Here is a 19233-nt window from a genome sequence, read left to right as displayed (position 1 = left end):
CATGCGCCGCTCAGCCACACCCCGGGGCGCGGCCCCATCTCCAGGAGACGCTTCATGACCGACACCACCGCACTCGTCAACCACCAGGTCCGCCTCGCCAAGCGTCCCGAGGCCGCCGCCACGCGCGAGCACTGGAGCTTCGGCAGCGAGCCCGTGGCCGAGCCGGCCGAGGGCGGCGTGCTGGTCAAGACGCTGTCGCTGTCGCTCGACCCGGCCATGCGCGGCTGGCTCAACGATGCCAAGAGCTACATCCCGCCGGTCGAGATCGGCGCCGTGATGCGCGCCGGTGGCATCGGCCGCGTCATCGCCTCGAAGAACCCGCAGTTCGCGGTCGGCGACACCGTCTACGGCACGCTCAACGTGCAGGAATACATGCTGATCCCGCAGGAGGAGATCAAGCGCAACGGCCTGGTGAAGATCGACCTGCGCGTGGGCAGCATCACCCAGTGGCTCAACGTGCTGGGCATGCCCGGCATGACCGGCTACTTCGGCCTGATGGACGTGGGCCAGCCCAAGGCCGGCGAGACCGTCGTGATCTCGGGCGCCGCCGGCGCGGTCGGCCAGACCGTGGGCCAGCTGGCCAAGATCAAGGGCTGCCGCGTGGTCGGCATCGCGGGCGGCGAGGCCAAGTGCGACTGGGTGGTCAAGGAGCTGGGCTTCGACGCCTGCATCGACTACAAGGCCGGCGCCGCCGCGGTGCGCGACGGCCTCAAGCAGCACTGTCCCAAGGGCGTGGACATCTACTTCGACAACGTCGGCGGCGAGATCCTCGACCTCGTGCTCGCGCGCATCGCGCGCAAGGCCCGCATCATCATCTGCGGCGCCATCAGTCAGTACAACAACGCCAACAGCATGCCGGCGGCCGGCCCCCGCAACTACCTGAGCCTGCTGGTGAACCGGGCGCGCATGGAAGGCATCGTGGTGTTCGACTACGCCGACCGCTATCCCGTGGCGATCGCCGAACTGGCGGGTTACCTGAAGGATGGGCGCATGAAGAGCAAGGAAGACATCGTGCAGGGCCTCGACACCTTCCCCGAGGCCCTGAACCGGCTCTTCAGTGGTGCCAACTTCGGCAAACTGGTGCTGCAGGTGGCGACCGAGTGATGTCAGCTCGGTAGTATTTGGCAAAACTTTCGTATCGAAAAGTTTGCAAATGGGTTTAGTTCACAAACATTGAATTAACAATGTCAACCACTGTCAACTGAGTCGAAAACGTCTTCTTCTCCTAGGAATTGGTTAATAGACTGCGCTCTGCCTTGTCAAGGCAAGTAGTTCTTTTTGTTAACAATCCCAGGGAATTCAGATGCGTAAATTCTTCAAGCTGGCGGCGCTGGCCGCTGTCGCCGCTGCGCTGTCGCAAGGCGCGATGGCTGCCGACGGCACCATCAACTTCACGGGCGAAATCGTCGATGCACCTTGCTCGATCTCGCCGAACAGCCAGAACATGACCGTGCCGCTGGGCAAGGTCGCTCGCACGGTGCTCGACGGCGGCAAGGGCAAGAAGGCCACGCCGTCGAAGTTCACCATCGACCTGCTCGGCTGCGGCGCCACCGCCAAGGGCGCGACCGTGTCGTTCACCGGCACGCCCGACCTCGACGACGCCACCAACCTGCGCCTGGCGAATGCCGGCCAGGTCGGCGTGACCACCGCTTCGGGCGTGGCCATCGAGCTGGGTGATTCCGCCGCCACCAAGATTCCGCTCGGCTCGGAATCGGCGCAATACGTTCTGGGCCAGGGCGACAACGCCCTGAAGTTCCAGGCCGTGTACGTGTCGACCAAGGACACCGTGACGGTCGGTCCGGCCAACTCGACGGCCCAGTTCACGGTCAACTACAAGTAAGCCGCCTTCGCGGGATCCGGCCCCTGTCCATTGCGGCAGGCGCCGTCGGATTCCGCACCGGACCGACGCGGCGCGGCGACCTCGCGTGGGCGCGCCGCATCGGCCGGTTTTTCCATCACCCGTCTTTTTTCCGCCGGTGCGCCGCGTGCGCCGCCGTGCTGGGGTACGCCTGGACGCCAGCGTCCGCCGTACCGAGGAACCCGTCGTATGTGCAGCAAGAATCGAATTCGTTGGACCCTGGGCATCGTGGCGATGCTCTGCCTTCAATGGCCGGCCGCGGCGGGCGTGATGCTCGGCGGCACGCGCGTCATCCTGGGCGAGAAGGACCGCGAAGCCTCGATTCCGGTGAAGAACACCGGCACCTCGCCCTACGTGGTCCAGGCCTGGATCGACGCCGGCGAAGGCAAGAACAAGACCCCGATGCTGGTCACGCCGCCGCTGTCGCGGCTGGACCCCGGCATGGAGAACATCCTGCGCATCATGCGCGTGGCGGGCGAGCTGCCCGCCGACCGCGAAACGGTGTTCTGGCTCAACGTGAAGGAGATCCCCGAGCGCTCCAAGGACGAGAACGTGCTGCAGATCGCGGTGCGCAGCCGCATCAAGCTGTTCTACCGGCCCGCCAGCCTGGGCGGCAAGTCCGAGGAGGCCCGCAGCCAGCTGCAGTGGGCGGTGGCCGGCGGCGCGCAGGGCGCGGTGCTCAGGATCGGCAACCCGACGCCGTACCACGTGACCTTCACCGGCCTGAAGATCAACGGCGGCCAGCAGGACATCAACGCCGACATGGTGCCGCCCTTCGGCGAGTCGGTGTATCCGCTGACCGCGGTGAAGGCGCCGCAGGCGATCCAGGTCAACTTCACCACGCTCAACGACTACGGCGGCGAAACGCCCGAGGAACTGGTGCGCGTGCCCGCGGGCGATGCGCCGGTGGCCGTGAAGGCCGAGCTCGCTCCTGTCGCAGCCGACGGCGCGAAGCGCTGAGGCGCGAGGGCGAAAAGCCATGCGCCGCCGCATCCCGTCCCTTTCAGCGATCCGGCGCGCGCCGGTGGCCGGCGGCGCCCTGCGCGCGCCGTTCCGCCTGAGCCTGTGCGCCGCGGTGCTCGCGGCCCTCGGCACGCACGGTGCGCAGGGCGCGCCGGTGCAGGAGCAGGCGCCCGCGCCCCAGAAGCCACCGGTCGCGCAGAAGCAGCAGCTGGCCGCCTCGACCTTCAACGAGGAGTTCCTCGGCATCGGCGGCGACCAGCCCAATGCGGACCTCTCGCTGTTCTCGTTCGGCAACCGCGTGCTTGCGGGCAAGTACACCGTCGACGTCTCGCTCAACGAGCGCGGCGTGGGCCAGAGCGAGGTCCGCTTCGAGGACAAGGAAGGCACCAACGACGCGGTGGCCTGCCTCACGCGCGGCCTGCTCGACACCTGGGGCGTGAACGTCGCCGTGTTCCCGTCGATCGCCGCTGCCGCCGACGAGGCCTGCATCGACCTCGTCCACGCCATCCCCGAGTCGAAGCTCAGCTACGACGCCGGGCGCCAGCGCCTGTTCCTGAGCATTCCGCAGGCCGCGCTCAAGCGCAGCGCGCGCGGCGCCGTGGGCCCCGAGAAGTGGGACAAGGGCATCACCGCCTTCATGCTGGACTACCAGCTCAACTACTCGCGCTTCAGCGGCAGCAACTACCGCAACGACACCCCGCTGACCAACCCGCAGCTCAACGTCTTCGACGCCGCCGATCCGTTCAACCGCAACCGCAACACGCTCCAGCGCAACACCTTCTTCGCGGGCGTGCGCGCGGGTTTCAACATGGGCGACTGGCGCTTTCGCCACTACTCGACTTACAACCGCGGCCTCGATGGCCGAAGCCGCTGGCAGGGCGTCACCAGCTATGCGCAGCGCGACCTGGCCTCGATCAATGGCCAACTGCTGATCGGCGACGGCAACACGCCCGGCAACTTCTTCGACAGCCTGCCGTTCCGCGGCGTGCAGGTGTCCTCCGACGACGCGATGCTGCCCGACAGCCTGCAGGGCTACGCGCCCACGATCCGCGGCATCGCCCAGACCAATGCGCGCGTCACCGTGCGGCAGAACGGCTACATCGTCTACAGCACCTTCGTGGCGCCCGGGCCCTTCGTGCTCGACGACCTGTATCCCACCGCCTCGAGCGGCGACCTCGAGGTCACGATCACCGAGGCCGACGGCCGCCAGACCAAGTACACCCAGGCCTTCTCGGCCGTGCCCACCTTGCTGCGCGAGGGCACCTGGCGCTACTCGGCCACCGTGGGCAAGTACCGCAACGGCTACGACAACGTGAACACCAACCCGCTGCTGCCGAGCCAGGTGCCGGCCGAGCCGGTGTTCCTGCAGGCCACCCTGGCGCGCGGCCTGCCCGACGAGTACTCGGTGTACGGCGGCCTGATCGCCGCGCGCAAGTACCAGTCGGGCCTGGTGGGCCTGGGCAAGAACATGCGCGCCTTCGGCGCCGTCTCGTTCGACCTCTCGGCCGCGCGCACCGTCGACCGCTTCGACAAGACCTACAACGGCCAGTCGCTGCGCTTCCTCTATTCGAAGGCCTTCGTCGACTCGGGCACCAACTTCCGCGTGGCCGGCTACCGCTACTCGACCAGCGGCTACCGCACCTTCCAGGAAGCGGCACAGATGCAGGGCCTGCTGCTGCCCGACAACTTCAACAGCCGCCGCAACGAGCTGCGCTTCGAACTCTCGCAGCAGATCGGCAGCTGGGGCTCGGTGTTCGCCTCGGCGCGCCAGCAGACCTACTGGGGCACGCCCGCCAAGGACCGGCTGGTGCAGGTCGGCTACTCGGGCAGCTACAAGCAGTTCGGCTACAGCGTCTTCTACAACTACAGCACCAACAACGGCGGCATCAACAGTTTCAGCACCGGCTCGATCCGTCCGGTCAGCCGGCAGCTCATGGTGATGGTCAGCATCCCGCTGGGCGACACGCGCGCCAGCGCGCAGTACACCGTGAGCCGCGACAACGACGGGCGCCTCAACCAGCAGGCCAGCGTCTACGGCAGTGCCTTCGAGGACAGCCGGCTCAACTACAACGTCACCGCGGGCCACTCGAACGCCGACGGCCAGGGCTCGAGCGGCAGCGCCAGCGCGAGCTACCTCTCGCCCGTGGGCCGCTTCGATGTCGGCCACTCGCAGGGCAAGGGCTACGGCCAGACCACCTTCGGCATGTCGGGTGGCCTGCTGGCGCACGGCGGCGGCGTCACCCTGTCGCAGCCGCTGGGCGAGACCATCGCGCTGGTGCAGGCGCCCAAGGCCGGCGGCGTGGGCTTCGAATCGCAACCGGGCGTGGCGACCGACAGCGCGGGCAATGCCGTCATCCCGAACCTGAGCCCGTACCGGCTCAACCGCCTCGCGCTGCGCACCGGCGACCTCGGCGACACCGTCGAGGTGAAGAACGCGGCGATGGAGGTGGTGCCCACGCGCGGTGCCGTGGTGGTCGCGAAGTTCGAGACCTCGGTGGGCTTCCGCCTGCTGATGACGCTGAGCGACGCGAAGGGCCGCGTGCTGCCGCTGGGTTCGAAGATCGAGAACGAGGCGGGCCAGGAGGTCGGCATCGTCGGCCCCGACGGCCAGGCCTTCGTGACCGGCGCGGGCCAGAGCGGCAGCCTCACGGTGCGATGGGGGCAGGGCGCGAACGACCAGTGCACGGTGGCCTACACCCTGCCCGAGGACGCCAATCCGCCGCCGATCCGCGAATTCACGGGGCAGTGCATCGGCAGCGCGGTCGACAGTGCGGCGCTGTTCGCGCCGCGAGCAAAGAAGAAGGGAGCGGAATGAACCGCAGCAATCCGTCGGGCGCGATGAAGGCGTTCTTCTCGTCCCCGCTGCGCCGCGGCGCCTCGCTGATCGCCGGGCTCGTGTTGCTGGTGGCCGCGCAGGAGGCGAGTGCCCTGTGCTCGCTGAACACCGCGGGCGGCTACGTCCCGAAGAACATCAACATGGTGATGGGACGCATCGTCGTCAGCCCGGACCTGCCCGTGGGCAGCCTGATCACCACGGCCAAGACCTTTCCCATCTACCAGGCGGGTTCGAACAACACGCCATTCACCTGCTCCGGCGGCGGCACCCTGTTCGGCGTCATCAATTCCGCGGCGGTGGGCGCGGAGTGGTCGGGGAAGGAAAAAGTCTTCGCCACCAACGTGGCGGGCATCGGCATCCGCCTGCTGCGACGGGCCACGGGGGGCAACCCGCCCGACGTGTACTACCCGCACACCTTGTCGACCACCACCACGTTCGGATCGTTCGCGACCAACGCGGACTTCGTGGTCGAGCTCTACAAGATCGCCCCCGTCACCGGCAGCGGCCCGCTGGTCAGCGGCATCTACACCACCTATTCCGGCGACCGGGGCGGCTCGGCCGTGACCACCCGCGTCGACGGCGACGCCATCACCATCGTCACGCCCAGCTGCCTCGTGGACACGGGCTCGAAGAACATTCCGGTGGTGTTCGGCAAGGTGCCGCAGAGCGATTTCAAGGGCCGGGGCACGACCGCGGCGGAGCGCAACTTCAACATCCGGCTCAAATGCAACGCCGGGGTCGGCACGCAGAACACCGTCTACCTGCGCATGGATGCCACGCCCGACCCGGCCGGCGACGCGGGCGTGCTGCGCATCAGCCAGGCCAGCGGCTCGGCCACCGCCACCGGCGTGGGCATCCAGATCATCGATGGACAGAAGGTGCCGGTGAAGTACGGCGACGATGCGCTGGTGGGACCGTCGAAGGACGGCGACTACGTGCTGCCCTATACCGCGCGCTATTTCCAGACCGGCAACACCGTGACGCCGGGGCAGGCCAACGGCATGGCGACCTTCACGCTCGACTACAAGTAACTGGGCAAGGCGATCCGCAAGATGGATGCGCCGGGCCCGGTGAGCACCCGGGCCGGCGAGCGGCCGTCGCCGCTTCGCGTTCAGTCCACGTCCGGCCGCATCGGGATGTCGCCCATCGCGTCATCCTCGCGCAGCCCGCGCGCGGCCTTCAGCAGCTCGATCGACAGTCCGTCGCCGTGGCCCGCGAAGCCTTGTGCGATGCCCTCCAGCGCGGTCGAGAGGCCGAGCTCCCCGTCGGCGCGCGCATCCATGCTGATGTTGAGCACGCGCGCCGCCATCTGGCGGTAGGTGACGGCGCCCGCGCCCTCCAGCGCCGCGACCAGGTCGAGGTACAGCGCCAGGTTCATGTCGAACACGAGCTTGGGGGTGATCTCGAAATCCTCGCTGTTGTTCTTCTTGTCCATGCCATGACTCCTTTCTTCGGGAGTCTCCACTCTAGCCACAAAAAGCGCGCGCGCTCGTCGGACACGGGCGATGTTGCTCAACGCGCACGCGTTCGAGGCCGCGCGCCCCCGAAGCCGTCACCCGAGCCGCAGCAGCAGCGCCGAGGCCGCGCACACCAGCAGGAAGGGCACGCTCAGGCGGTGGAACTCGCGCAGCCCGTTGGGCAGCTTCGCGAGCCGCAGCGCGATCAGGTTGGCGAGCGAGCCCAGCACGCAGCCGAAGCCGCCCACGCTCACGCCGGCGGCCAGCGCCGGCAGGTCGTGCACGTAGCGGTCGAGCAGGATGGTGGCCGGCACGTTGCTGATGAACTGCGAGCTCACGATCGCCGCCAGGTAGGCGCGCCAGCCCTCGGCGATCGGCCACTGCGTCATCAGCGCGGCGATGAAGGGCAGCTCGGCGAGCTGGCGCAGGTCGACGAACATCAGCGCGATGATCGCGAGCAGCGCCCAGTCGACGTCGCGCAGCACGCGGCGCTGGAACAGCAGGTAGGCGCCGAACACGACCGCCAGGCCCGCGGCCAGCCAGTGCCGGTCGAGCGCGACCACGAAGCCCACGAACAGCAGGCCCGACAGCGCCAGCAGCCGCGGCTGCACCGGCGCGCTGTCGGCCGCGGGCTTGAGCGCGATCGCGGTGCGCGGCACCAGCAGCCAGACGGCGGCGAACAGCCAGAACAGCATCACGCCCACGGTCGGCGCCATCATCCCCATGAAGCCCGCGAAGCTCTCGCCGCTGCGGTGCCACAGGTAGAGGTTCTGCGGATTGCCGATCGGCGTGAGCGCCGAACCCGCGTTGACCGCCAGCGCCTCCAGCACCACCAGCCGCGCCAGCGGCAGGTGCGCCTGGGTGGCGAGCACGCGCGTGAGCGGCACCAGCAGGAACAGGCTGACGTCATTGGTGACCAGCGCCGACAGCACGGCGGCGCTGGCCACGAGCAGCAGCGCGAGCTGGCGCAGGTTGGTGGTGCGCGCCAGCAGGCGCTGCGCGGCCGACTGCAGCACGCCGCTCTTCTCTACGCCCTGCGTGATCGCGAGCAGGCCCGCGAGCGCGCCCACGGTCTGCCAGTCGATCAGCTTCAGCCAGTCGAGCGGCGCGCGCGGCCGCAGGAAGGCGAACAGCACGGCCACCGCCACCAGCACCCAGAGCAAGCCGTTGCCGCCGCCCTCGTGGGGCGATGCGGTGTCCGCGGCGGCGGTGGCGGGGGGCAGGGCGGACGCGGTGTCTTTGGTCATGGAGCGGCGGTGGTCAGGGCGGCGGGAGCGTGCGCGGCACGCGCTTCCCGCCCCCGAGTTTCGGGCATGGCGAGCGCGAACAGCGCGAGCGCCGCCGCGGCGATGGCCGCGAGCACGACGAAGGCGGTGCCGTAGCCGGCCGCGTGCGCGATGCTGCCCGCCAGCAGGTTGCTGAGCGCCGCGCCCAGTCCGACGCAGGCCGCGCCCAGGCCGAGCGCGAAGTTGAAGCGGCCGCTGCCGCGCGTGAGGTCGCCGATCATCAGGGTCAGCATCACGCCGAAGATGCCGGCGCCGATGCCGTCGAGCACCTGCAGCGCGAGCAGCGCGGCGGGGCTGTCGGCCAGCAGGTAGAGCAGCCCGCGCACCGGCAGCACCGCGAAGCCGACCAGGAACACCGGCTTGCGCGCGAGCCGCGGCGCCCAGCGTCCGACCGCCATCGCGATCGGGATGGTCACCAGCTGCGTGACGATCACCCCGGCCGAGAGCCACAGCGTGGCCGCGGCGCCGGTGCGCGAGCCGACCTTCTGCGCCACCAGCGTCAGCATCGCGGCATTGGCGAGGTGGAACAGGAAGGCGCAGGCCAGCAGCACGACGAGGCGGCGGTCGTGCCAGCGGACGGTGCCCTGGGCGGCATCGGGCGGCGCGTCGGCGCCGCGCGCCAGCCGCGGGTCGACGTCGCGGTCGCGGATCAGCAGCGCCGCCGCGATGGTCGGCAGCGCCATCGCCACCGCGTAGAAGAACATCGCGCGCGGCCCGAAGGCATGGCCGACCCAGCCGGTGCCCAGCGCCCACAGCACCGTGCCGGCCGCGGTGATCGCCGCGTTGCGGCCGATGCGCGCGTCGAGGCCGGCGCGGCCCACCATGCCGAGGCTGGTGGCCGCGAGGGCGGGCGCGACCAGCGTGCCCGCGGCGCCGATCAGCGACTGGCCCGCGAGGATGGTGCCGTAGAGCGGCCACTGGGCCATCGCCACCAGGCACAGCGCGATCAGCGCGACCGCGCCCGCGATCCAGCGCGGCTTGCGGCGCACGCTGTCGATCAGCGCACCGGCCGGTGCCTGCACCGCCAGCCCGACCAGCGCCGAGACGAACATCACGCTGCCGATGCGCTGCGGATCCCAGGCCAAGGTGCCGGCCATGAAGACCACCAGGAAGGGGCCGACGCCACCCTGGATGTCGGGCGCGAAGAAGGCCAGCGCATCGAGGGCGCGCAGGCTGCGGCGGGTGGGCGCGGTCGTCATGGCGGGACGAGGCCGAAGCTCAGGAAGCCGGACCGCGCGGAGCGGGGCGCGGACCCGGGCCCGCGTCAGGACCCGCGCCCGGACGCGGACCGCGCAGCACCTCGGCCACCGTGTCCGCCGTCGGGCCCAGGCCGGTGGCCTCGAGCACCGTGCCCTGCGCGCCGCGCGTGCCCCAGCCGCGCGCATGGAGCTCGGCGCCCGGCTTCAGTTGGTCGCGGTACATCGCGCCCACGTGCGGCGGGAAGCGCACGATGGTCTGGTCGGTCAGCAGCACGCCGCGCACGTCGCCGCGGTCGGTGTAGAGCAGGCGCTCGATGCGGCCCTGCGCGCTCAGCGCATCGAGCGCGCCCGGTTCGCGCGGCGGCCGCGGCGGCGCCATGCCGGGTGCGGGCGGGGTGTCGACCAGGCTGCGGCCGTTGGCTTCGAGCGAGCGCATGCGCAGCACCGGCACGCCGGGCGCGCGCCAGCCGCCGACCTGCACCGTGTCGCCGGGCTGCAGCAGCTGCATCGCGTCGGCCGACAGGTGCGGCGGGAACGCGACCTGGGTGCCGTCGGCCAGCAGCAGGCCATCGGCCTCGCCGCCGGGGTTGAGCAGGAAGCGCTGCACGCGGCCGGTGACGACCGTGCCGGCCTCGGGCGCGGCGGCCGCGGCGCCCGGGGGCAGCGGAGCGCCGGGCGGCGGGGGCGGCAGCTGGGCGAAGGCCGTGCCGCCCGCGAGCAGGATGGCGGCGGCGATGAAGGGGGTGCGGACTGTCATGGGAGGCTCCTTGCGGGTGGATGTCTCCAGGACATCTCACGCAACGTGCCAGCACCGAAATCCTTTGAAATCAACGACTTGCGGGCGTCGCCGCGGCGGCGTCCGGATGATCCGGAGACAGCGGGCGTCCGCTTTCCGGACACCGCTTCATTCGAGGCCGTACTGCGTCAGCTTGCGATAGAGCAGTTGGCGGTGGATGCCGAGCCGCCGCGCCGCCTCGGCCCGGTTGCCCTGCGTCTGCGCGAGCGCATGCGCGATCAGCAGCCGTTCCAGCCTTTCGACGGCCACCGGCAGCTCGCCCTCGAGCCAGTCCGCGGGCAGCGCCGGCGCGGCATCGGCGGCCGGCGGTGCGCCCAGCGCGGCGGCCAGGTCCGCGTCGCCGATCACGCGGTGCCGCACCAGCGCCTGGCAGCGCTCCATCGCATTGCGCAGCTCGCGCACGTTGCCGGGCCAGGGGTGGCCGAGCAGGCGCCGGGCCGCTTCGGCCGACAGCGATTTCGGCGGCTCGGTCGCATCGCGCGGGACCGCGCGGCGCAGGAAGTGCTCGGCCAGCGGGATGATGTCGGCCAGCCGCTCGCGCAGCGGCGGCAGCCGGATCGACAGCACGTCGAGCCGGTACAGCAGGTCCTCGCGAAAGCGCCCCTCGCGCACGGCCGCGCGCAGGTCGCGGTGGGTCGCGGCGACCACGCGCACGTCGACCTTCACCGTGCGGTGCCCGCCCAGCGGCGTGACCTCGCCCTCCTGCAGCGCGCGCAGCATCTTGGCCTGCACGTCGAGCGCCATGTCGCCGATCTCGTCGAGCAGCAGCACGCCGCCGTCGGCCGCGCGGAAGCAGCCGAGCCGCTCGCCGGTGGCGCCCGTGAAGGCGCCGCGCACATGGCCGAACAGCTCGCTCTCGAGCAGTTCCTTCGGGATGGCCGAGCAGTTGATGGCCACGAAGGGCCCGCCGGCGCGCGCCGAATGGCGGTGCAGCGCGCGCGCCACCATTTCCTTGCCGGTGCCCGTCTCGCCGAGCACCAGCACCGGCATCGCGCTGGCGGCGGCCAGGCCGATGCGTTTGTGCACCTCGCGCATGGCCTCGCCCGGGCCGATCAGCGCGGCGTCGTCCTCGTCGTCGGGAGCGGACGAAGGCGCGGCCGCCGTGCGCTGCTGCAGCGCGCGCTCGAGCACCTCGCGCACCGCCTCGCGGCCGATCGGCTTGGCCAGGTGGTCGAAGGCGCCCAGGCGCATCGCCTCGATGGTGTTGCCCGCGCTCGAGAACGCGGTCAGCACGATCACCGGCGGCAGCCGGCCCGCGCGGGCGCGCAGCGCCGAGAGCGTCTGCAGGCCGTCCATGCCGGGCATGCGGTGGTCGAGGAACACGGCGTCGAAGCGCGTGTGCGCGAGCGCCTCGAGGGCCTCGGCGCCGCCGGCCACGGCCGTCACGCCATGGCCCAGGCCCTCGAGGGTTTCGGCCAGCGTGTCGCGGAAAGCGTCGTCGTCGTCGACGATCAGGAGGTGCGCCATGGAAGCTCCAGTTCGAAACGGGTGCCCGGCGCCAGCGGCAGGTGGCGCAGCTCGCCGCCATGCGCCAGCGCCACCTCGCGCGCCAGCGCCAGGCCCAGGCCGGTGCCGTCGGCGCGGCCGGTGGCGAAGGGCTCGAACAGGCTGGCCTGCAGCGACTCGGGCACGCCCGCGCCGTCGTCGTCGACGCGCAGCGCGAGCGTGCGCGCATCGGGCTGCACCGCCGCGAGCACGACCTCGCCGCCGCGCGGCGCATGGCGCACGGCGTTGTCGAGCAGGTTGTCGATGGCGCGGGCCAGGTGCACGGGGTCGAACACGGCGCTCTCGGGCGCCTCGTGCCGCAGCGCGAGCCGCACGCCCGCGGCCTCGGCCTTCGGCGCCACGGCCGCCAGCCGCTCCTCGAGCCAACGCGCGAGCGGCACCGGCACCGGCGCCAGCGTCACCGGCTGCACCAGCGCGAGCAGGCTCTGCACCAGTCCGTCGAGCCGGTCGATCTGGCCGACGATGGCCTGCAGCGCCGGGCCTTGCCGCTCGGGCGAGGCGGCCAGCGCGTTCTCGGCCTTCAGCCGCATGGTAGCGATGGGGTTGCGGATCTCGTGCGCGATGCCGCCCGTCATGCGGCCCAGCGCGGCCAGCCGCTGGTCGCGGCTGCGCTGCTGCGCGGCCGCGCGCAGGTGGGCGCGCGCCTCCTCGAAGCGCAGCCGGTAGCGGTTGAAACCGTCGACGATGCGGTCGAGCTCGCGCACGCCGGTGCGCGGCAGCTCGGGCATGGCGTCGCCGTCGGCGTCGGCCTGCGCCAGCCGGCTCTCGAGGCGCTGCACGTGGCGCAGCCCGCGCAGCAGGATCGAGCCCAGCCACAGGCCCGAGGCCAGCACCAGCAACAGCAGCACGCCGAGCCCGGTGCGCAGGCTGTCCTGGGCGGCGAGCGCGCCGCCGCTGGTGCGCGTCATGGTCCAGGCGGCGAGGTCGTCGGCCGGCGCGGGCAGCGGGCAGGCCGAGACGATCAGCGCCTCGCGGCTGCCGCGCACCACGTCGGTCTGCGGCTGGCGGGTGCGCGCCGCGAGCTGCGCCAGCTGGGCGATCAGCGGCTGCTCGGCCGCGGGCACGTCGCGCTTGACGCCGCTGCCCTCGTAGGTCGGGAAGGCGTAGGCCAGGGGACCGTCGACCGCGTGCCAGACGCCGCCCTCGACCTGCGGCGCCTCGATCAGCACGAGTTGCAGCAGCACGCGCAGCAGGTCGACCTCGGGCCGCGGCGGCGCGGGCGCGGCGATCGACTTGGCGTAGCGCGCCGCGATCGCGCGGCAGGACTGCTCGGTGGCGGCGCGCCCGGCCGCCACCTGGGCGCCCGCGCTGCTGCGGTAGAGCGTGAACATCACGACCGCGAGCGCGGCGCACATGCCGAGCAGCAGCACCCAGAAGAAGACCAGTTGACCGCGCAGGGATTTCATCTGCCGCGATCCTGCCCGGTCTTCGGGTCGCGGCGCGTCAGCCGCGGACGCGTTCTCGCAGCTCGCGCTTGAGCACCTTGCCGATCGCGCTGCGCGGCAACTCGTCGATCAGCGCCAGACCCGCGAGCCGCTGCGTCTTGCCGACCTGGGCATTGGCCCACTGCAGCAGCGCCTCGGCGGCGGTGGCATCGCCCTCGCGGCGCACCACGAAGGCCATCGGCGTCTCGCCCCATTGCTCGGAGGGCACGCCGACCACCGCCACGTCGGCCACGGCCGCATGGCAGCGCAGCACCGCCTCGAGGTCGCTCGGGTAGATGTTGAAGCCGCCGCTGATGATCATGTCCTTCTTGCGGTCGAACAGCGTGAGGAAGCCGTCGGCGTCGAAGCGGCCCACGTCGCCGGTGCGGATGAAGCGCTTGCCCGTCGCGTCGAACCATTCGGCCTCGCGTGTCTTCTCGGGCTGGCGGTGGTAGCCGGTCATCATGCCGGCCGAGTGGCCGACCACCTCGCCGGCCACCTCGGTGTCGCCGGCCGGCAGCTCGCGGCCTTCCTCGTCGATCAGCCGGATGTCGCTGCCCGGCGCCGGCTGGCCCACGGTGTGCAGCTTGGTCGGATGCAGGTGGGCCTCGAGGATGCAGGTGCCGCCGCCCTCGGTCATGCCGTAGAACTCGATCAGTCCGCCGGGCCAGCGCGCGAGCACGTCGGCCTTGAGCGCGGCATTGAAGGGCGCGCTGGTGCTGAACTTGAAGCGGTAGGCCGAAAGGTCGTGTGCGTCGAAGCGCGGATGCGCCATCAGCCGCTGGTACTGCACCGGCACCAGCATGGTGTGGGTCACGCGATGCCGTTCGGCCAGCTGCAGGTAGCCGAGCGCGTCGAACTTGGGCATCAGCACCACGCAACCGCCGAAGGCCAGCGTGGGGAAGAACACGACCAGCGTGGTGTTCGAGTACAGCGGCGTCGACAGCAGCGTGACGGTGTGGCTGTCGTACTCGTACTTGGCGCCGCGCTGCACATGGGCCCAGCGCATGCCGTGGCCCTGCACGATGCCCTTGGGCTCGCCGGTGGTGCCCGAGGAATAGATGATGTTGAAGGCCGTGCCGGGCTGCACGTCGGCGGGCTCGGGCGTGGCGCCCTCGGGCGCGAGCCAGTCGGCCAGCGATCGGCCGATGGCCGAGCCGTCGAGCGCCACGCGCGCGATGCCGCCGGGCTGCGCCGCACCGATCACCTCGGCCGCGCCCGCGTCGGCGAAGAGGATGCGCGCATCGGCGTCGGAGATCATGCGCGCCAGGCTGGACGGCGTGGAGCCCGGGGCCAGCGGCGCCACCGCCACGCCCGCGCGCAGCGCGCCGAGGAACACGGCCGCGTAGTTCACCGACGAGGCGGCGCAGACCGCGATCGCGTCGCCGGCGCGCAGGCCGTCGCGCTGCAGGCTGGCGGCGATGCGGTCCATCAGCGCGTCGAGCGCGCGGTAGTCGAGCTGCTGCGCGGCGTCGGCGAGCGCGGGGCGCTCGGGGGTGTTGTGCGCGTGGAAGCGGATCAGGTCGGCGATCACGCCGAAGTCGCGTTCCATCAGGGCCTGAAAGGAAGCGTCGGAAGAAGCGGAAGCGGGTTGCTGCAAGGTCGGATCCTCGGTCGTTGCCGGTCTTGCAGGATAGCGAAGATGCCCGGCGCCCGGTGAGCCCGAGGCGACGGGCCGCGCCATGAAAAAAGCGGCCCGGAGGCCGCTCGTCGCAGGGGGCTCGCGCGGCTCAGACGCCGGCCGCGTGCGCCTGCTGGTCCGCGTGGTAGCTCGAGCGCACCATCGCGCCCACGGCCGCGTGCGAGAAGCCCATCTTGTAGGCCTCTTCCTCGAACATCTTGAAGGTGTCGGGGTGCACGTAGCGGCGCACCGGCAGGTGCGAGCCCGACGGCGACAGGTACTGGCCGATGGTCAGCATGTCGATGTCGTGGGCGCGCATGTCGCGCATCACCTGCAGGATCTCCTCGTCGGTCTCGCCGAGGCCGACCATGATGCCGCTCTTGGTCGGGACCTCGGGGTGCAGCGCCTTGAACTTCTTCAGCAGGTTGAGGCTGAACTGGTAGTCGCTGCCCGGGCGCGCTTCCTTGTACAGGCGCGGCGCGGTCTCGAGGTTGTGGTTCATCACGTCGGGCGGCGCGGCCTTGAGGATCTCGAGCGCGCGGTCGTCGCGGCCGCGGAAGTCGGGCACCAGGATCTCGATCTGCGTCATCGGCGAGAGCTCGCGGATGTTGCGGATGCAGTCGACGAAGTGCTGGCTGCCGCCGTCGCGCAGGTCGTCGCGGTCGACGCTGGTGATCACCACGTACTTCAGGCGCAGCTTGGCGATGGTCTTCGCGAGGTTGAGCGGCTCGTCCTTGTCGAGCGGATCGGGGCGGCCATGGCCCACGTCGCAGAAGGGGCAGCGCCGCGTGCACTTGTCGCCCATGATCATGAAGGTGGCGGTGCCGTTGCCGAAGCATTCGCCGATGTTCGGGCACGAGGCTTCCTCGCAGACCGTGTGCAGGTTGCTCTCGCGCAGGATCTGCTTGATCTCGTAGAAGCGCGTGGTCGGGCTGCCGGCCTTGACGCGGATCCACTCGGGCTTCTTGAGCACCTCGCCCTGCTGGATCACCTTGACGGGGATGCGCGAGAGCTTGGCCGCGGCCTTCTGCTTGGCCAGCGGGTTGTAGGTTTCGGCGCTCTGGGCGTCGCGGACGACTTCGGTGGTGCTCATTGGAGTTCTCGTCAAGGCGCCAGGAAAGTACCGAGCTTGCGGCCCAGCACGGCGGCGGCTTCTTCCCATGTGGATTGGACGCCGATTGTAGAAAGGTCGACCGTTTGCAGCCCGGCGTAGCCGCAAGGGTTGATCCGCGAGAAGGGTTCGAGGTCCATGTCGACGTTGAGCGCCACGCCGTGGTAGGTGGCGTGACGGCTGACCTTGATGCCCAGCGCGGCGATCTTGCCGAGGCCGCGGAACGGGTCGTGCTCGGGCCGCGGGCCGGTGAGGGCGGCATGCGAGAACGGGTCGTCCAGGCGCACGTAGATGCCGGGCGCGCCCGCCACGCGGTGGCCGGTGACGCCGAAATGCGACAGCGTGCGCAGCACCGCCTCCTCGAGCCGGTAGACGTATTCCTTGACGAAGTAGCCCGCGCGGCGCAGGTCGATCAACGGATAGGCCACCACCTGGCCCGGGCCGTGGAAGGTGACCTGGCCGCCGCGGTCGGTCTGTACCACGGGGATCTCGCCGGGGTTGAGGATGTGGTCCTGGCGGCCCGCGATGCCCTGCGTGAAGACCGGCGCGTGCTCGCAAATCCATAGCGCATCGGGCGTATCCGGCGTGCGTTCCAGCGTGAACTGCTTCATCGCGGCGAAGGTGGCGGCGTAGTCGACGCGGCCTTGCCGGTCGAGGGCGATGGGGGGCGCTGCGGTGTCGGTGCTCATCGTGGGGGCTGCCGCTCGGGCAGGGTGCGGGTCTCGCCGATGGCGAGCGTGAAGAAATCGTCGGCGGCCACGCCCTGGGCCTGGCGCGCGGCAGCGAGGTCGCGCGGCGGCTGGTCGAGCGCCTCGTCGGTCAGCGCGAAGGTGCCCCAGTGCACGCCCAGGCTGCGCTTGGCGCCGAGCTCGCGGTGGATGCGCACGCTCTCCTCGGGATTCACGTGCTGGTCCTTCATGAACCAGCGCGGCTCGTAGGCGCCCACGGGCAGCAGCGCGAGATCGAAGCCGCCGCCCTGGGCCGGGCCCTGGCGCGGCGCGAAGCGGGCCTGGATGTCGGCGAAGTCGCGCGAATAGCCGGTGTCGCCCGAATAGAAGAGCTGCAGCTTCGGCGACAGCACGGCGAAACCGCCCCACAGCGTCTTCAGCCGGTCGCCGAGGCCGCGCGCGCTCCAGTGCTGGGCGGGCGTGAGGAAGACCTGGGTGGCGTCCGTCGTGGCCGCGAGGCCCGCGCCGTTGCGCTGGATGCGCACCTGCGAAGCCTGCGGCGGGGCGCTGCCGGCGCCGGTGCCGGCCGGCAGCTCGAGGCTGTCCCACCAGTCGAGCTCGACCGCGTTGGCGATGCCGCGCTCGGCCAGCCAGGGCGCGATGCCCAGCGGCACCACGAACAGCGGCGATCCGCCGGGCTGCGCCGCGAGCGCCTTCACGCTGGCCTCGTCGAGGTGGTCGTAGTGGTTGTGGCTGATCAGCACCAGGTCGATGCGCGGCAGTTCGGCCAGCGCCAGGCCCGGCGGCTGGAAGCGTTTCGGGCCCGCGAAGGACACCGGCGAGGCGCGCTCGCCGAACACCGGGTCGGTCAGCACGTTGAGACCGCCGGTCGCGGTCGGCAGCTGCACCAGCACGGTGGCATGGCCGATGAAGGTGGCGGTGGGGCGCATCGGCTGCGCCGTGGCGTTGGCGCGCAGCAGCGCGAGCTCGGGCTTCACCACCGGCGGCGGCGCCTCGGGCGCTTTCGGCAGGCCCTTGAACCAGGACGGGATCTGCCAGCGCACCAGCACGTCGATGAAGAAGTTCTTGGGCTGGAACTCGACGTAGTTGTCCTGGAAGCCGTCGCTGCGGTGGTGCGGGCGGCTCGCGTCGTAGTAGGGATTGGGGGCGGTGGAGCAGGCCACCGCCAGGCCGCCCGCGCACAGCGCGGCCGCGAGGTGCCGCCAGCGTGTCAGCGCGGAATGCGGCATCGCTCGCCCGTGCTCAGAGCACGACCTTGACCATCGGGTGCGAGGACAGGGCGCGGTAGATGTCGTCGAGCTGCTCGCGGCTGGTGGCGGTCACGGTGATCGTCACGCCGAGGTAGTTGCCGGCCTTGCTGTCGCGCAGCTCGACGGTGGTGGCGTCGAAGCTCGGGTCGAAGCGCTCGGCGATCTGGGTGATCGCGTGCACGAAACCGTCGACCTTCGCGCCCATCACCTTGATCGGGAACTGCGAGGGGTACTCGATCAGCGAATCCTTGCGCGGATCGGTGACGGCGTCGGCCGCGTCGGCGGCCGGTGCGGGCGTGTCGGGACGTTCGGTGCTCATGCGGATACTCCTCGTGGCGGCTGCTGCGCCTGTGCGTTGCGTCGCTTGGCCTCCTGGTAGGCCGCGTACAAGCTCTGGTAGATGGGGCCGGGTCGGCCATTGCCAATGGGCCGGTCGTCGAGCTGCGTCACGGGCAGCACCTCCTTGGTGGCCGAGGAGATCATCAGCTCGTCGGCGGCGAACACCTCGTCGCGCGCGATGCGCCGCAGCGCGAACGGGATGCCGTGCTCGGCGCACAGGCGCTCGAGCAGGCCGTAGCGGATGCCGGTCAGCACCAGGTTGTCGCGCGGCGGGCCGAGCACGGTGCCGTCCTTGACCACCCAGACGTTGCTCGAGGCGGCCTCGCTGAGCCAGTCGTCGCGGAACATCACGGTCTCGGTCGCGCCCGCGTCGACGCCGATCTGGCGCGCGATCACCGCGCCCAGCAGGCTGGTGCTCTTGATGTGCGCCTTGGCCCAGCGGAACTCGTCGGCCGTCACGCATCGCACCCCGTCCGTGCGCGCCGCCTCGCCGGGCAGGGTGAGGGAGTTGACCATCGCGAAGACGGTGGGCACGATGCCCTGGACCATCGCGTGGTCGCGCGGCGCCACCCCGCGCGTGACCTGGATGTAGACCGAAACGCTGGCTTCGCCGGCCGCCGAGGCCACCAGCCGCCCGGCCAGCGCGCGCCAGCCCTCGCGCGTGTGCGGGTTCGGGATGCGGACCTCGGCGAGCGAGCGCTCGAGCCGGGCCAGGTGTTCGTCGAGGCAGAACAGGTGGCCGTCGTAGGCCGGGATCACTTCGTAGATGCCGTCGCCGAAGATGAAGCCGCGGTCCAGGACGCTGATCTTCGCGTCGCGCAGCGGAAGGTATTCGCCATCGAGATGGCACAGGGTGGCGGGCAGGGATTGCATGGCGCAAATTATGAGCGCCGGGCCG

At 70.9% G+C, this 19233-nt stretch carries 17 protein-coding genes; 5 read left to right on the top strand and 12 right to left on the bottom strand.

What is annotated here, in order from left to right; genetic code table 11:
* The first annotated feature begins 54 nt into the window (after positions 1–54).
* The 5 genes from AC07RV_RS39785 (at position 55) to AC07RV_RS39765 (ending at position 6688) form a co-directional block, all read left to right on the top strand.
* Complete coding sequence (locus AC07RV_RS39785) at positions 55–1104, top strand: NADP-dependent oxidoreductase (RefSeq protein ID WP_093350249.1); 1050 nt, start codon at positions 55–57, stop codon at positions 1102–1104.
* Between the two features lie 199 nt (positions 1105–1303).
* Positions 1304–1840 carry a fimbrial protein gene (locus AC07RV_RS39780; protein ID WP_093350252.1) on the top strand — a complete coding sequence of 179 codons (537 nt, stop codon included), beginning with the start codon at positions 1304–1306 and terminating at the stop codon, positions 1838–1840.
* 252 nt (positions 1841–2092) lie between these two features.
* Positions 2093–2818 (top strand): fimbrial biogenesis chaperone, encoded by a 726-nt coding sequence (locus tag AC07RV_RS39775; protein WP_296777851.1) that lies wholly within the window; start codon positions 2093–2095, stop codon positions 2816–2818.
* A 19-nt stretch (positions 2819–2837) separates the two neighbouring features.
* A complete protein-coding gene (locus AC07RV_RS39770) occupies positions 2838–5636 on the top strand; it encodes a fimbria/pilus outer membrane usher protein (protein ID WP_296777852.1) in 2799 nt (932 codons plus the stop codon).
* Positions 5633–6688 (top strand): fimbrial protein, encoded by a 1056-nt coding sequence (locus tag AC07RV_RS39765; RefSeq protein WP_093350262.1) that lies wholly within the window; start codon positions 5633–5635, stop codon positions 6686–6688. Before AC07RV_RS39770 ends, AC07RV_RS39765 begins: the two co-directional genes overlap by 4 nt.
* Before the next feature lie 80 nt (positions 6689–6768).
* On the opposite strand, the gene AC07RV_RS39760 is transcribed toward AC07RV_RS39765, so the two are convergent.
* The 12 genes from AC07RV_RS39760 to AC07RV_RS39705 all read right to left on the bottom strand — a co-directional run bounded on the left by AC07RV_RS39760 (position 6769) and on the right by AC07RV_RS39705 (position 19208).
* The gene (locus AC07RV_RS39760) at positions 6769–7092 is read right to left on the bottom strand and encodes a hypothetical protein (RefSeq protein ID WP_093350265.1); all 324 of its coding nucleotides are present in this window, start codon (positions 7090–7092) and stop codon (positions 6769–6771) included.
* A gap of 117 nt (positions 7093–7209) precedes the next feature.
* Positions 7210–8361: an SLC13 family permease gene (locus AC07RV_RS39755; RefSeq protein ID WP_296777855.1), complete on the bottom strand. Its 1152-nt coding sequence runs from the start codon at positions 8359–8361 to the stop codon at positions 7210–7212.
* Positions 8358–9599: an MFS transporter gene (locus AC07RV_RS39750; protein WP_296777857.1), complete on the bottom strand. Its 1242-nt coding sequence runs from the start codon at positions 9597–9599 to the stop codon at positions 8358–8360. Before AC07RV_RS39750 ends, AC07RV_RS39755 begins: the two co-directional genes overlap by 4 nt.
* Positions 9600–9618: 19 nt before the next feature.
* Complete coding sequence (locus AC07RV_RS39745) at positions 9619–10356, bottom strand: hypothetical protein (protein ID WP_296777859.1); 738 nt, start codon at positions 10354–10356, stop codon at positions 9619–9621.
* A gap of 147 nt (positions 10357–10503) precedes the next feature.
* Positions 10504–11862 (bottom strand): sigma-54-dependent transcriptional regulator, encoded by a 1359-nt coding sequence (locus tag AC07RV_RS39740; protein ID WP_296777861.1) that lies wholly within the window; start codon positions 11860–11862, stop codon positions 10504–10506.
* Complete coding sequence (locus AC07RV_RS39735; protein WP_296777864.1) at positions 11847–13307, bottom strand: sensor histidine kinase; 1461 nt, start codon at positions 13305–13307, stop codon at positions 11847–11849. Before AC07RV_RS39735 ends, AC07RV_RS39740 begins: the two co-directional genes overlap by 16 nt.
* Before the next feature lie 37 nt (positions 13308–13344).
* Positions 13345–14877 (bottom strand): class I adenylate-forming enzyme family protein, encoded by a 1533-nt coding sequence (locus AC07RV_RS39730; protein WP_296777974.1) that lies wholly within the window; start codon positions 14875–14877, stop codon positions 13345–13347.
* A gap of 178 nt (positions 14878–15055) precedes the next feature.
* On the bottom strand, positions 15056–16039 hold the full coding sequence (gene lipA / locus AC07RV_RS39725; RefSeq protein WP_093350284.1) for a lipoyl synthase: 984 nt from the start codon (positions 16037–16039) through the stop codon (positions 15056–15058).
* An 11-nt stretch (positions 16040–16050) separates the two neighbouring features.
* Positions 16051–16746 (bottom strand): lipoyl(octanoyl) transferase LipB, encoded by a 696-nt coding sequence (lipB, locus tag AC07RV_RS39720; protein WP_296777866.1) that lies wholly within the window; start codon positions 16744–16746, stop codon positions 16051–16053.
* On the bottom strand, positions 16743–17975 hold the full coding sequence (locus AC07RV_RS39715; RefSeq protein WP_296777868.1) for an MBL fold metallo-hydrolase: 1233 nt from the start codon (positions 17973–17975) through the stop codon (positions 16743–16745). The genes lipB and AC07RV_RS39715 overlap by 4 nt, the downstream gene beginning before the upstream one ends.
* Before the next feature lie 13 nt (positions 17976–17988).
* Entirely contained in the window at positions 17989–18315 is a 327-nt protein-coding gene (locus AC07RV_RS39710) for a YbeD family protein (RefSeq protein ID WP_093350292.1), read from the bottom strand.
* Positions 18312–19208, bottom strand: coding sequence for a D-amino acid aminotransferase (locus AC07RV_RS39705; RefSeq protein ID WP_296777871.1), 897 nt, complete (start codon positions 19206–19208; stop codon positions 18312–18314). The genes AC07RV_RS39710 and AC07RV_RS39705 overlap by 4 nt, the downstream gene beginning before the upstream one ends.
* Between the last annotated feature and the right edge of the window lie 25 nt (positions 19209–19233).

The organism is Variovorax sp. GW821-FHT09B01 (assembly GCF_059418345.1).
Note: the sequence above shows the minus strand (reverse complement) of the source record. Positions and strands in the feature narration are given on the sequence as shown.

Excerpts from the sequence above, each read along its gene's own strand:
- lipA (WP_093350284.1), bottom strand. The coding sequence starts at position 16,039 with ATGAGCACCACCGAAGTCGTCCGCGACGCCCAGAGCGCCGAAACCTAC.
- AC07RV_RS39735 (WP_296777864.1), bottom strand. The coding sequence starts at position 13,307 with ATGAAATCCCTGCGCGGTCAACTGGTCTTCTTCTGGGTGCTGCTGCTC.
- AC07RV_RS39785 (WP_093350249.1), top strand. The coding sequence starts at position 55 with ATGACCGACACCACCGCACTCGTCAACCACCAGGTCCGCCTCGCCAAG.
- AC07RV_RS39775 (WP_296777851.1), top strand. The coding sequence starts at position 2,093 with ATGCTCTGCCTTCAATGGCCGGCCGCGGCGGGCGTGATGCTCGGCGGC.
- lipB (WP_296777866.1), bottom strand. The coding sequence starts at position 16,746 with ATGAGCACCGACACCGCAGCGCCCCCCATCGCCCTCGACCGGCAAGGC.
- AC07RV_RS39770 (WP_296777852.1), top strand. The coding sequence starts at position 2,838 with ATGCGCCGCCGCATCCCGTCCCTTTCAGCGATCCGGCGCGCGCCGGTG.
- AC07RV_RS39745 (WP_296777859.1), bottom strand. The coding sequence starts at position 10,356 with ATGACAGTCCGCACCCCCTTCATCGCCGCCGCCATCCTGCTCGCGGGC.
- AC07RV_RS39760 (WP_093350265.1), bottom strand. The coding sequence starts at position 7,092 with ATGGACAAGAAGAACAACAGCGAGGATTTCGAGATCACCCCCAAGCTC.
- AC07RV_RS39750 (WP_296777857.1), bottom strand. The coding sequence starts at position 9,599 with ATGACGACCGCGCCCACCCGCCGCAGCCTGCGCGCCCTCGATGCGCTG.
- AC07RV_RS39730 (WP_296777974.1), bottom strand. The coding sequence starts at position 14,877 with ATGGAACGCGACTTCGGCGTGATCGCCGACCTGATCCGCTTCCACGCG.
- AC07RV_RS39715 (WP_296777868.1), bottom strand. The coding sequence starts at position 17,975 with ATGCCGCATTCCGCGCTGACACGCTGGCGGCACCTCGCGGCCGCGCTG.
- AC07RV_RS39705 (WP_296777871.1), bottom strand. The coding sequence starts at position 19,208 with ATGCAATCCCTGCCCGCCACCCTGTGCCATCTCGATGGCGAATACCTT.
- AC07RV_RS39710 (WP_093350292.1), bottom strand. The coding sequence starts at position 18,315 with ATGAGCACCGAACGTCCCGACACGCCCGCACCGGCCGCCGACGCGGCC.
- AC07RV_RS39740 (WP_296777861.1), bottom strand. The coding sequence starts at position 11,862 with ATGGCGCACCTCCTGATCGTCGACGACGACGACGCTTTCCGCGACACG.
- AC07RV_RS39755 (WP_296777855.1), bottom strand. The coding sequence starts at position 8,361 with ATGACCAAAGACACCGCGTCCGCCCTGCCCCCCGCCACCGCCGCCGCG.
- AC07RV_RS39780 (WP_093350252.1), top strand. The coding sequence starts at position 1,304 with ATGCGTAAATTCTTCAAGCTGGCGGCGCTGGCCGCTGTCGCCGCTGCG.
- AC07RV_RS39765 (WP_093350262.1), top strand. The coding sequence starts at position 5,633 with ATGAACCGCAGCAATCCGTCGGGCGCGATGAAGGCGTTCTTCTCGTCC.